Source organism: Trinickia sp., assembly GCF_051954495.1.
Lineage (GTDB): Bacteria > Pseudomonadota > Gammaproteobacteria > Burkholderiales > Burkholderiaceae > Trinickia.
Genome location: NZ_JBQCHR010000138.1, coordinates 1 through 11673, shown reverse-complemented (window position 1 = coordinate 11673; position 11673 = coordinate 1). Strand labels below are relative to the sequence as shown.

Genomic DNA, 11673 nt, shown 5'->3' with positions numbered 1-11673 from the left:
TCGACGCCCGTGCCGTCCGACTTCACCCGGACCTTGACGTTGTAGTCGACCACGCGCTTGACAGGCACCAAAATTTTCATGCACACGCTCCAAAGTTACGAATACGTCAACCCAGCGGCCATTATAGCGACAGCGCGCGCCACAGCCGCACTGCCCCGCGTTTCGGCAAACCCCAATGGGCAAATCCGTCACCCCATGGCGGATGAAAACGCAGCTCGGGCGACGGTCCATTCGGCTCGCCGGCGTCGATAGACCGCGACGATAGGCCACGGCAGCGGCCACATAAACGAACGATCGTTTTATTTTAACGATGCATCGGCCCCGGCGCTAGGCCCGACGTTCGACCAACGCCTCTAACGAGCGGGGGCGGGTGCTCATCGATGGCTCAAACGGCGTACGAGCCAATCTCCGAACGACTGCACCAGTTGCACGAAGACGATCAGGATCACGACGACCGTCACCATGACTTCCGGCAAAAACCGCTGATAGCCGTAGCGAATGCCGAGATCGCCCAGGCCTCCGCCGCCGATCGCGCCAGCCATCGCGGAGTAGCCCACGAGCGAAACGAACGTGATCGTGAGGCCGGCGACGATACCCGGCAGCGCCTCGGGCAGCAAAACCTTGAAGACGATTTGACGGGTCGTCGCGCCGAGCGCCTCGGCCGTTTCGATGAGCCCTCGATCGACCTCCCGCAGCGCCGTTTCGACGAGCCGGGCGACGAACGGCGCCGCCGCGATCGTCAGCGGCACCACGGCAGCGGCCGTACCGATCGACGTGCCCACGATCACGCGCGTAAGCGGAATAACGGCCACCAGCAAGATAATGAATGGCGTCGAGCGCACCGCGTTGACGGTCAAGCCCATCACACGGTTGCTCATCACGCTTTGCAGCACGCCGCCGCGATCGGTCAGAAACAGCAGCACGCCGAGCGGCAAGCCGACGAGCGCACCGACCACGCCCGAGATGCCGACCATGACGAGCGTCTCCCAGAACGACTGCACGAACATCGAGGACATTTCACTGAACATGGGAAAGCTCCTCGACGACGACGCCCTGATCGCGCAAGAATCCGAGCGCCGCGTGAAGCTGCTGCGGCTCGCCGTCGGCGAGCACGGCGAGCGAGCCGAACGCACGGCCTTGGATCTCGTCCACCTGTCCGTGCAGGATGTTGAAATCGAGCGCGTAGCGGCGAATCGTCTCGGACAAGATCGGCCGATCGACGCCACCGCCGGCGAACGCGAGACGTAGCAGCCGGCCCTCGCCGGCTTCGATTTGCGCCGCGACGCGCGCCTTCACGGCGCTCGGCAACTCGTGCGCGATGACGTCGCCGAGCAGCGCGCGCGTGACGGCATGATGCGGCTTCAGGAACACGTCCACGACGCTGCCCGCTTCGACGACGCGTCCTGCATCGAGCACGGCCACGCGGTCGCAGACATCCTTGATCACTTCCATCTGGTGCGTGATGAGCACGATCGTGAGGCCCAGTTCGCGGTTGATTCGCTTGAGCAGTTCGAGGATCGAGCGCGTCGTTTCGGGGTCGAGCGCCGACGTCGCCTCATCGCACAGCAACACCTTCGGCCGGCTCGCCAATGCACGGGCGATACCCACGCGCTGCTTTTGCCCGCCGCTGATGCGCGCCGGATATCGATCCTTCAGGGCGGCGAGGCCCACCAGTTCCAGCAACGGCAAGACCGTTCGGTCGATCTCGGCCCGCTTCATGCCGGCAAGCTCGAGCGGCAGTGCGACGTTGTCGAACACCGTCCTCGAATTGAGCAAATTGAAATGCTGAAAGACCATGCCGATCTCGCGGCGCGCTTCGCGCAGCGCCTGGGCCGATAGCGCGGTCAACACCTTGCCGTCCACGACGACTTCGCCGGCGCTCGGCCGGGTCAGCAGATTGATCGTGCGCACGAGCGTGCTCTTGCCCGCGCCGCTGCGGCCGATGATGCCGAAGATTTGACCGGCGGGAATACTGAGGTTGATGTCGTGGAGCGCCTCGACCCAGCCGCTCGGCCCGGCGAAACGCTGTGAAATATGACGAAGTTCGATCATGAAAGGACAAAACGGCGGGCCCTCCCTGCGCCACTGCGCTTGAAAGGGGGTCACCGTCGTTGACTAGCGGATAAAGTGACGACCCGCAATTTTATCGCGCCGCACAAATAAGCTTTAATAATTAATCGCCACGCCTTAATGAATTTGGGAAATTAGAGTGGAAGGCGGCTTCGATCGTGCCTTTCGCCGCGCGCCGAGCGGCTATGATCGGGCGCACGAGACGCGCAACGGGGGGAGGAACGATGTCGACGACTGCTGTGCCGCAGGACAAGGGCGATTCGGATCCGGCGAAATCGAAGGCCGCGCAACGGCAGGCCGCACCGGCGTGCACGGTACGCACGACGGACGGCATTGAACTCGCTCTTTACCGATGGCCCTGCGCAACGCCACCGCGAGCCACGGTCGCTCTTCTCCACGGCTTGGCCGAACACGCCGGCCGCTATGCCGCGCTGGCCGAGCGGCTGAACGCGGCGGGCATCGAACTCGTCGCCGTCGACCTGCGCGGTCATGGACGCTCCCCGGGAGCGCGCACCTGGGTGGAACGATTCGACGAATACCTGAACGATGCGCGCGCGTTGCTCGAATCGGCCTCGAGGCCGGGCACGCCGCTTTTCCTGATGGGCCACAGCATGGGCGGCACGATCGCGACGCTGTTCGCAATCGAACGACTCGCCGCGTTCGCCAGCGAGTTTCAGCCCGTGACCGGCCTTATCCTGTCGAGCCCCGCCCTTGCCCCGGGCAAGGACGTGCCGCGCTGGATGCTCGCGGCGAGCCGCGTCGTGAGCCGCCTGTGGCCGCGCTACAAGGCCATGAAAATCGAGCCCTCGCTGCTTTCGCGCGATCCGCGCATCGTCGAGGCCAATCGCACCGACCCGCTCGTGCATCATGGCGCGGTCCCGGCCCGCACCGGTGCTGAAATTCTCGTCGCGATGGCGCGCATCGAACAAGGTCGAGCCTCTCTGCGCCTGCCCGTGCTCGTCTATCATGGCACGGCCGATAAGCTGACCGAGCCCGAAGGCAGCCGCGTATTCGTTCAGCAAGTCGGTTCGCCCGATCGCACCCTGACGCTCTACGATGCGGCGTTTCACGAGACCATGAACGATCTCGATCGCGACCGCGTCATCGAGGCACTGACGCGCTGGATTGTCGCCCGCGCCTAGTTGAGCTGCTGCCTCGGGGTCGCACGCCCCGCCTGGCTCATGCCCGCCAGTTCGGCGTGCGCTTTTCGATGAACGCCTGCATGCCCTCTTGGGCGACAGGATCGATCGCATTGCAGGCGATCGCCTGCCCCGCCATCTGGTAGGCCGCTTCGATCCCGGTCTCCAACTGACGATAGAACAGCGCCTTACCCACGCGCACGGCGGCGGCCGGTTTCTCGCAGATGCGTTGGGCGAGCGCGGCCACCTCCGCGTCGAGCGCATCGAGCGGCGTCATATGATTGATGAGACCCAGCTCGCGGGCCTTGGCCGCATCGATGAAATCGCCCGTCATGAGCATCTCGAACGCGGCTTTGCGCGGGATATTGCGTGAGAGCGGCACCGCGGGCGTCGAACAGAACAACCCGTAATGAATGCCCGATGTCGCGAAGCGTGCCGTGTCGGCGGCCACCGCCATGTCGCACATCGCGACGAGCTGACAGCCTGCCGCGGTGGCGATGCCTTGCACGCGCGCGATGACGGGCTGGGGCATCCGCTGCAGCGTCATCATCAACGCGGAGCAGCGCCCGAACAGCGTTTGATAAAACTCGAGCGAAGGCGTTGCACGCAGCTCCTTCAAATCATGTCCGGCACAGTAGGCTCGCCCGTTTGCCGCCAGAACGACGACGCGCGCGTCCGATTGTGCGATCGCCGACAACGTCGCCTGCAGTTGCGCGATCAGATCCTCGGACAGCGCATTGAACGCGTCGGGCCGATTGAGCGTGACGCGCACGACGCCCGGCAATGCGTACGCATCGTGTTCGATGAGCAACGCGTCCGAAGCCGGCGCGCCGGAAGACGTAGAGGTCGATGCAGCGTGATCCATGATGGGCCGCCTCCTGACAGCAAAATTCAATCGGTAGTCTTAGGTCAGATATCGGCCAACGCGCGCACGTGCGCGACGACACTGCGGCCGAGCGCCGACAAGTTATAGCCGCCTTCGAGGCAACTGACGATCCTTCCGCGCGCATGGCGCTGCGCAATGCGGCGAATCTGATCGGTGATCCACGTGTAGTCGTCCTCGACGAGCCCCATGTTGCCGAGATCGTCCTCGCGATGCGCGTCGAACCCCGCCGAGATGAAAATCATCTCGGGCTTGAACGCTTCGAGACGCGGCAGCCAGACGAGATCGATGGCCTCGCGCACGGCCGTGCCCGGCGTGCGCGCGGGCATAGGCAGGTTGACCATGTTCGGCGCCTGATTGTCCGCGCCGCTAAACGGATAGAACGGATGCTGAAAAAAGCTGCACATCAAGACCCGCTCGTCGCCCGCGAATGCCGCCTCCGTGCCGTTCCCATGATGCACGTCGAAGTCGACGACGGCCACGCGCGAGAGACCGCGCACGTCCAACGCGTGACGGGCGGCGATCGCCACGTTGTTGAAGAAGCAAAAACCCATTGCCCGTGCGGGCTCGGCGTGATGGCCGGGCGGCCGCACGCTGCAGAACGCATTGTCGTAGCGTCCGTCGATGACCGCATCGGTCGCGGCCACCGCCGCGCCGGCCGCGCGCAATGCCGCCTGCCACGTATGCGCATTCATGCACGTGTCGGGATCGATCCACGCATGACCTTCGCTCGGCGCGCTGCGCTCGATGAAATCGATGTGAGCGCGCGTATGCACGCGGGCGATATCGGCGATATCGGCGAGCGGCGCGCTTTCGCGCTCGACCAGTTCCGCGATGCGGCTCGCGATCAATTGATCCTCGATCGCGACCAGCCGCTCCGGGCATTCCGGATGCCCCCGCCCCATCTCGTGCAGTAGGCAATCGGGGTGTGAGTACACAGCGGTCGTCATGATCGTTTCGCGCCGCGGGGGCGGCGTGTCTCCTTGGTCACTTCGTGGGCCGTCGGGCGGGCCTCGGATTGGCCTACGTTACCACACGGCGACTCGCTCCGCGCCGGTTCCGCCCACGCCGGCCGTTCGCTATACTGCGCCGAACGCCCTTTCTCGCTCTCTTATGACCGGTCAATACGCATCATCCGCGGCAAAATGCAAACGCCTTGCCGTGCTCGTCGCCGCAACGCTCGGCGCCGCACTGGCCTGGCACAGCGCCGACGCCCAGAGCGCTTCGCCCGCCAGGCACACGGCCCGCCTCGCGCAAGGGCAAGCGCCGCAGTCGGCAACGTCGGGCGGAACGTTCGAAGAGGAGATCATCCCGCAGCGCTACGCCGACAATGCGGACGTCAACGCATTCATCGACGACATGGTCGCGCGCTACGATTTCGACCCGGCCGCGCTGCATACGCTGTTCGCAGGCGTCAACTATTCAGCCACCGCCGTCAAGCTCGTCACGCCGGCCCCAACGCCGTTCGTCAAGAATTGGCACGTCTATCAAGCGCGCTTTCTCGACCCCGTGCGAATCAACGCGGGCGTGAAATTCTGGCGTGACAACCGGGCGACGCTCGAGCGGGCCTACCAGCAATTCGGCGTGCCGCCGGAGGTCGTCGTCGGCATCATCGGCGTCGAGACGATATACGGCCGCTATATGGGCAACTTCCGCGTGCTCGATGCGCTGACGACGTTGGCGTTCGACTATCCGAACACGCCCAACCGCGCCGAGCGCGAGATGACGTTCCGCAAGAACCTCGAGGATTACCTCGTTTGGACGCGCGACGCGCAAATCGATCCGACAACCGTCCTTGGCTCCTATACGGGCGCGATCGGCATCCCGCAATTTCTGCCGAGCAGTATCGTGAAGTACGCGGTCGATTTCGAAGGCAACAGGCATATCGACTTGCGCACGAGCCAAGCCGATGCAATCGGCAGCGTGGCCAACTATCTGAAGGAAAACGGATGGGAGAGCGGCCGGCCAGTCGTCTGGCGCATCGCCGGCGACAAGGGCAGCCAAGGTATCGCGCAGGCGGCCGCGGACGGTCAACCCGAACCGCACTGGCCGCTCGCGCAATTGCTGCGCGCCGGCATGGTGCTCGACGAGCCGGGGCTCGATACGACGTCGGAGGCGAGTACGCCGGTCACGGTCATCGATTTGCCGACGCCGGCGCGGCCGACGGAGTACATGCTGGGCCTGCAGAATTTTTATGCGCTCACGCGCTACAACCGCAGTTTCTTCTATGCGCTCGCGGTCTATGAACTCGGGGAGCGCGTGAAGGCGCGCATGGACGAGGAAACGGCAAACGCACAGCCGAGCACACCGATGCCGACGCCGACGCCGACGCCCGCGCCGCAGCCTATGCCCACCACGGCGCCCAGCGCGCAAACGCCCGCCACATCGCCCGCCTCGTTATTGAATGAGCCAGTTCCCGAAGCGCCGGCCGGCGGCCAGCCGCAGCCCCAGCCCCAGCCGCAGTAACCGTATCGCCGCGGCGGCGCAGCTTTTGCGCTCCGCCGCGGGATGACTGCAGCGTCAGGCGGGAAACACGCCAGTGGACAAGTAACGATCGCCGCGATCGCAGACGATGAAAACGATCGTCGCGTTTTCGACTTGCCGAGCGATACGCAAGGCGACCTCGCAAGCGCCCCCCGATGAAATGCCGCAGAAAATGCCTTCCACTGCCGCGAGGCGCCGCGCCATTGCCTCGGCCGCGCTTTGCGAAACGTTCTCGGTGCGATCGACGCGCGTTCGATCGAAAATTTTCGGCATGTAAGCCTCGGGCCATTTGCGAATGCCCGGGATGCGCGAACCGTCTTCCGGCTGCGCCCCGACGATCTCGACCGCCGAGTTCTGTTCCTTCAAGTAGCGCGACACACCCATGATCGTCCCCGTCGTACCCATCGACGAAACGAAGTGGGTGATGCGCCCTTCGGTATCGCGCCAGATTTCGGGGCCCGTCGCTTCGTAGTGCGCGACCGGATTGTCCGGGTTCGCGAATTGATCCAGGATGATGCCGCGCCCGTCGCGCTGCATTTGTTCGGCGAGATCCCGAGCGTACTCCATGCCGCCCTTTACGGGCGTCAGCACGATTTCAGCGCCATAGGCGGCCATGCTCTGGCGCCGCTCGACCGATAGGTCCTCGGGCATGAGCAGCACCATCTTGTAGCCGCGAACGGCCGCGGCCATCGCGAGGGCAATGCCCGTATTGCCGCTTGTCGCTTCGATCAGGGTGTCGCCGGGCTTGATCCGGCCCCGCGCTTCCGCCTTCTTGATCATCGACAACGCGGGGCGGTCTTTCACCGAGCCTGCGGGATTATTACCTTCCAGTTTCGCGAGCACGACATTGTTGCGGCCGCGGATCTCGTCGTCGGGCAAGCGAACGAGTTGGACGAGCGGCGTATTGCCGATCGTATCTTCAATGGTTTTGTAAGGCATATCGTTGGCGCTCGGCGCGCGGTCAAATTAGTCGATGGGAATCCAATCGATTGTAAAGCACCAGGCCGCTCATCGCCGCGTAGGGTCTTTCGCGCCTGCCGCTTGCTGTGGCCGCACGCAATGCAACGACGGCAGGCGATCGCGCGAGAATGCGAACTGAACCTGTCAGCGCAACGATGCGCTTGGCGAGGCCCCAACCGTGAGTCCTTCCGCCTGGAGGCGGTCGGTCGCCTGCCCCCCGAGGCCTTTCACGCGCCGGCCGAGATCCGCGGCGTCCCTGAAGGGACCGCCCGCCGAGCGTTCGTCGACAATCGCCTTCGCCCTGGCCGGGCCGATGCCTTTGAGCTCGCGCAGCGCGGCTTCATCGGCGATATTCGCGTCGACGGCTTGCGCATGGAAGGAGGGAAACGCGACGACGGACGCCGCCGCGAGAAAGAATAGACGTTTGAACATGGCGCCTCCGGACAGTGAAGGGGCCGGCGAGCGCCGACCACGAGGCGCCAGTCTAAGTACGGCGCGTCGCGCTTTACAGTTGACCGGACAGCCAACGCACGTAGCGGTCGACGCCTTCCTGCACGGTCAAGAACGGCGCATCGTAGCCGGCTTCGCGCAGGCGCCCCGTATCGGCTTGCGTGAAGCACTGATACTTGCCGCGCAGCGCATCGGGAAAGGGAACGTATTCGATGAGGCCGCGTTGGACCATTTCCGCGAGCGAGAGCTCGCTCTGATGCTCGAGCGCGCGCAGCGTATTGACGACCGAGGTTGCGATGTCGTTGAACGGTTGGGCGCGCCCGGTACCGAGATTGAAAATGCCCGACTTCTCTGGATGGTCGAAGAAGAACAAATTGACCTTGGCGACGTCTTCGACGGAAACGAAATCGCGAGTCTGCTCGCCCGCCGCATAGCCGTTGTATTCGCCGAACAGCTTGACTTTGCCTTCGGCGCGAAACTGGTTGAAGTTATGAAACGCGACCGACGCCATGCGCCCCTTATGCGCTTCGCGCGGCCCATACACGTTGAAATAGCGAAAGCCCACGATCTGGCTCTTGGCGCTCGGCATGACGCGGCGAACGATCTGATCGAACAGAAACTTCGAGTACCCGTAGACGTTCAGCGGAGCTTCCACTTCGCGCTCTTCGACGAAACGCGTCGAGCCGCCGTAGATCGCCGCCGACGACGCGTAGAGAAACTGCGAGCCTTGAGCCAAGCAGGCATCGAGCACCGCGCGACTGTAGCGGAAGTTGTTCTCCATCATGTAGCGGCCGTCGGTCTCCATCGTGTCCGAACAGGCGCCCTCGTGAAACACGGCCCGCACCTTGCCGAAATCGCCACGCGCGAAACGTTCGACGAATTCCGTTTTGTCCAGGTAATCGTCGATCTCGCAGTCGACGAGGTTCTTGAACTTGTCGGCTCGCGTCAGATTGTCGACGGCAATGATGCGCGTTTCACCGCGCGAGTTCAACGCCTTGACGAGATTGGCGCCGACGAAGCCGGCGGCGCCGGTAACGATAAGAGTCATGATCGAAATAACGGTTGTTCGATAACGATGATAGGCGATCGATGGGCGAGCCCGCGGCTTGGCGTGCGGGCTGGGCTAACGCGCGTCTTGCGCGAAAAGCTCGTCGTAATCGACGGTGGCCGTGCCGAGCTTGCCCACGACGATACCCGCCGCGCGGTTTGCCAGCGCAACGGCGTCGACGAGCGGCAGCTTTGCGGCCAGCATGACGGCCAACGTTGCGATCACGGTGTCGCCCGCGCCCGATACGTCGTAGACTTCGCGCGCGACGGCGGGCGCCGTCAACACGCTCCCGTCGGCCGCGAACAGCGTCATGCCTTCCTCCGACCGCGTGAGCAGCAGCGATTCGATGTCGAGCGAAGCACGCAGCGCATCGACGCGCGCGCGCAGATCGTCCTCCGACTTCCACTGCCCGACCACCTCGCGCAGCTCGGCGCGGTTCGGCGTAATCAGCGTGGCGCCGCGGTAACGCTCCCAATCGTCGCCCTTCGGATCGACGAGCACGGGTTTGCCGGCCGCGCGAGCCGTGGCGATCATCTGCGTGACGTGCGTCAGGCCGCCTTTGGCATAGTCGGATAGGAGGATGACGTCGTGCGATGCCAGTTGCGCATCGAAGCGTGCGAGACCGGCCAGCAGCGCTTCATGCGCCGGCGTGTTTTCGAAATCGACGCGCAACAATTGCTGCTGGCGCGACAGCACCCGCAATTTGATCGTCGTCGACAATTCCGGGTCGCGTTCCAGATGCGTCGCGACACCGCTGTCCTTCAGCAGTTCGACGATGCGCTCGCCCGGCTCGTCGCGTCCCACGACGCAAAGCAGGCCCGCGTGCGCGCCCAGCGCCGCCGCATTGCGCGCGACGTTGGCTGCGCCGCCCAGCCGGTCTTCCTGTCGCTGCACATGCACGACCGGCACGGGCGCTTCCGGGGAGATGCGGTTGACGTCGCCGAACCAATAGCGATCGAGCATGACATCGCCGACGATCAGCACGCGCGCCTGGCGCAGCCGCTCGCGCGACACCGTGGGCAGTTCGGTCGCCGTAGCCGCGCCCTGCCCGGCCGGCGTCTTAGGACCGTTAGGCGCCTGCATCGGTTGCGGGATCGAGTTGGACATAGGGACGCCCGATTGCGTAGTAGTCGATGCCGAGTTCGGCCATAGCCGACGGCTCGTAGAGATTGCGCCCGTCGAAAATCAAGGGCGCCTTGAGCACCGATTTCAAATGCGCGAAGTCGGGACTCTTGAATTCCTTCCATTCGGTCACGATGACGAGCGCGTCGGCGCCCGCGAGCGTTTCGTCTTGCGACTTGGCGAACGTCAAACGCGCAAGCGCGTCGGGCGCATCGGCCAAATCGAGCGGGAACACGCGCCGCGCTTCGTCCAGCGCCACCGGATCGTACGCGCGAACCTGCGCGCCTCGTGCGAGCAACGCCGCAATCAGTCGCCGGCTCGGCGCCTCGCGCATATCGTCGGTATTCGGCTTGAACGCCAGCCCCCAAACCGCGAAGGTACGGCCGGTCAGATCGCCGCCCAGGCGCTGAACGATCTTTTCGACCAGCACTTCCTTCTGGTCGTGATTGACGTCTTCGACCGCCTGCAAAATCCGCAGACGTTGCCCGTTTTCGTCGGCGGTGCGCACGAGCGCCTGCACGTCCTTGGGAAAGCACGAGCCGCCATAGCCGACGCCGGCATACAAAAAGTGGTACCCGATACGCGGATCGGAACCGATGCCGCGGCGCACTTGCTCGATGTCCGCGCCCACGCGATCGGCCAGGTTCGACATTTCGTTCATGAACGAGATGCGCGTGGCGAGCATGGCGTTGGCCGCGTATTTCGTAAATTCGGCCGAGCGCACATCCATATACAGCGTGCGCTCGTGATTGCGATTGAACGGCGCGTAAAGTCGCTTCATCTTTTCGCGCGCGACGAGACCGGCTTCGTCATCGTCGATGCCGATCACGATCCGATCGGGCCGCATGAAATCGTCGACCGCGGCGCCTTCCTTCAGGAATTCGGGGTTCGAGACGACCGAGAACCGGTGGGCCGTGCTGGCGCCGAGCCCGCGCGCGCCAAGTTCCGCCGCGATGGCGGCGCGCACGCGTTCGGCGGTGCCGACCGGTACCGTCGATTTGTCGACGATGACCTTGAAGCCGTTCGAATAGCGGCCGATGTTGCGTGCGGCTTCCAGCACATACTGCAGGTCGGCCGAGCCGTCCTCGTCGGGCGGCGTGCCGACGGCGATGAACTGCACGTCGCCGTGCTCCACGCTCGCCTTCACGTCGGTGGAAAACGTAATACGGCCGTGCGCGCGCGTGCGGGCGATGATTTCCTGCAGGCCCGGTTCGTGGATCGGCACGCCGCCGCTATTCAGGATATCGATCTTGCGCGGGTCGACGTCGAGACAGAAGACGTCGTTGCCGATTTCGGCCAAGCACGCGCCCGTGACGAGACCGACATAGCCCGTGCCGATGATGGTGATTTTCATACGCGTTCCGATAAAGGGTGCATCAAGCTTGCGTCGCGATGGGCTCGATGCGGCGCGGCGCATACGTTTCCCAACCGCTGCAACCTGGGCACTGCCAATAGAATAGGCGCGCCCGGAAACCGCAATTTTGGCATGTGTAACGTGGCAAATTTTTGGTGCGCTG

The 11673-nt window shown here is 64.2% G+C and carries 11 protein-coding genes and 2 pseudogenes; 2 read left to right on the top strand and 11 right to left on the bottom strand.

Annotation, left to right across the window (positions count from 1 at the left end):
* The 3 genes and pseudogenes from ACTHNR_RS19035 to ACTHNR_RS19025 form a co-directional block, all read right to left on the bottom strand.
* Nucleotides 1-80, bottom strand: a pseudogene (locus tag ACTHNR_RS19035) (electron transfer flavoprotein subunit beta/FixA family protein); the annotation flags it as partial.
* Nucleotides 81-374: 294 nt separating this feature from the next.
* A complete protein-coding gene (locus ACTHNR_RS19030) occupies nt 375-1028 on the bottom strand; it encodes a methionine ABC transporter permease (RefSeq protein ID WP_440549219.1) in 654 nt (217 codons plus the stop codon).
* Nucleotides 1018-2052 (bottom strand): methionine ABC transporter ATP-binding protein, encoded by a 1035-nt coding sequence (locus ACTHNR_RS19025; RefSeq protein ID WP_440549218.1) that lies wholly within the window; start codon nt 2050-2052, stop codon nt 1018-1020. Before ACTHNR_RS19025 ends, ACTHNR_RS19030 begins: the two co-directional genes overlap by 11 nt.
* A 242-nt stretch (nt 2053-2294) precedes the next feature.
* Here ACTHNR_RS19025 and ACTHNR_RS19020 point away from each other — a divergent pair, with 242 nt between their 5' ends.
* Complete coding sequence (locus ACTHNR_RS19020; protein ID WP_440549217.1) at nt 2295-3212, top strand: lysophospholipase; 918 nt, start codon at nt 2295-2297, stop codon at nt 3210-3212.
* A gap of 37 nt (nt 3213-3249) precedes the next feature.
* On the opposite strand, the gene ACTHNR_RS19015 is transcribed toward ACTHNR_RS19020, so the two are convergent.
* Entirely contained in the window at nt 3250-4074 is an 825-nt protein-coding gene (locus ACTHNR_RS19015; RefSeq protein WP_440549216.1) for an enoyl-CoA hydratase, read from the bottom strand.
* A 44-nt stretch (nt 4075-4118) separates the two neighbouring features.
* Entirely contained in the window at nt 4119-5042 is a 924-nt protein-coding gene (locus tag ACTHNR_RS19010; RefSeq protein WP_440549215.1) for a histone deacetylase family protein, read from the bottom strand.
* A 163-nt stretch (nt 5043-5205) separates the two neighbouring features.
* Here ACTHNR_RS19010 and mltB point away from each other — a divergent pair, with 163 nt between their 5' ends.
* Nucleotides 5206-6558 carry a lytic murein transglycosylase B gene (gene mltB, locus ACTHNR_RS19005; RefSeq protein WP_440549214.1) on the top strand — a complete coding sequence of 451 codons (1353 nt, stop codon included), beginning with the start codon at nt 5206-5208 and terminating at the stop codon, nt 6556-6558.
* A gap of 54 nt (nt 6559-6612) precedes the next feature.
* On the opposite strand, the gene cysM is transcribed toward mltB, so the two are convergent.
* From cysM to ACTHNR_RS18975, 6 genes and pseudogenes are all read right to left on the bottom strand, one after another.
* Nucleotides 6613-7515, bottom strand: coding sequence for a cysteine synthase CysM (cysM, locus tag ACTHNR_RS19000; protein WP_440549213.1), 903 nt, complete (start codon nt 7513-7515; stop codon nt 6613-6615).
* 165 nt (nt 7516-7680) lie between these two features.
* A complete protein-coding gene (locus ACTHNR_RS18995) occupies nt 7681-7968 on the bottom strand; it encodes a ComEA family DNA-binding protein (protein WP_440549212.1) in 288 nt (95 codons plus the stop codon).
* A 73-nt stretch (nt 7969-8041) separates the two neighbouring features.
* On the bottom strand, nt 8042-9034 hold the full coding sequence (gene rfaD, locus ACTHNR_RS18990; protein ID WP_440549211.1) for an ADP-glyceromanno-heptose 6-epimerase: 993 nt from the start codon (nt 9032-9034) through the stop codon (nt 8042-8044).
* Between the two features lie 75 nt (nt 9035-9109).
* Complete coding sequence (rfaE1, locus tag ACTHNR_RS18985) at nt 9110-10141, bottom strand: D-glycero-beta-D-manno-heptose-7-phosphate kinase (protein WP_440549210.1); 1032 nt, start codon at nt 10139-10141, stop codon at nt 9110-9112.
* Complete coding sequence (locus ACTHNR_RS18980) at nt 10104-11510, bottom strand: UDP-glucose dehydrogenase family protein (protein ID WP_440549209.1); 1407 nt, start codon at nt 11508-11510, stop codon at nt 10104-10106. The genes rfaE1 and ACTHNR_RS18980 overlap by 38 nt, the downstream gene beginning before the upstream one ends.
* 22 nt (nt 11511-11532) lie before the next feature.
* Nucleotides 11533-11673: pseudogene (locus tag ACTHNR_RS18975) on the bottom strand (lipopolysaccharide assembly protein LapB); the annotation flags it as partial.

Coding starts and splice junctions, on each gene's coding strand:
- ACTHNR_RS19030 (WP_440549219.1), bottom strand. CDS start 1,028: ATGTTCAGTGAAATGTCCTCGATGTTCGTGCAGTCGTTCTGGGAGACG.
- ACTHNR_RS19025 (WP_440549218.1), bottom strand. CDS start 2,052: ATGATCGAACTTCGTCATATTTCACAGCGTTTCGCCGGGCCGAGCGGC.
- ACTHNR_RS19020 (WP_440549217.1), top strand. CDS start 2,295: ATGTCGACGACTGCTGTGCCGCAGGACAAGGGCGATTCGGATCCGGCG.
- ACTHNR_RS19015 (WP_440549216.1), bottom strand. CDS start 4,074: ATGGATCACGCTGCATCGACCTCTACGTCTTCCGGCGCGCCGGCTTCG.
- ACTHNR_RS19010 (WP_440549215.1), bottom strand. CDS start 5,042: ATGACGACCGCTGTGTACTCACACCCCGATTGCCTACTGCACGAGATG.
- mltB (WP_440549214.1), top strand. CDS start 5,206: ATGACCGGTCAATACGCATCATCCGCGGCAAAATGCAAACGCCTTGCC.
- cysM (WP_440549213.1), bottom strand. CDS start 7,515: ATGCCTTACAAAACCATTGAAGATACGATCGGCAATACGCCGCTCGTC.
- ACTHNR_RS18995 (WP_440549212.1), bottom strand. CDS start 7,968: ATGTTCAAACGTCTATTCTTTCTCGCGGCGGCGTCCGTCGTCGCGTTT.
- rfaD (WP_440549211.1), bottom strand. CDS start 9,034: ATGACTCTTATCGTTACCGGCGCCGCCGGCTTCGTCGGCGCCAATCTC.
- rfaE1 (WP_440549210.1), bottom strand. CDS start 10,141: ATGTCCAACTCGATCCCGCAACCGATGCAGGCGCCTAACGGTCCTAAG.
- ACTHNR_RS18980 (WP_440549209.1), bottom strand. CDS start 11,510: ATGAAAATCACCATCATCGGCACGGGCTATGTCGGTCTCGTCACGGGC.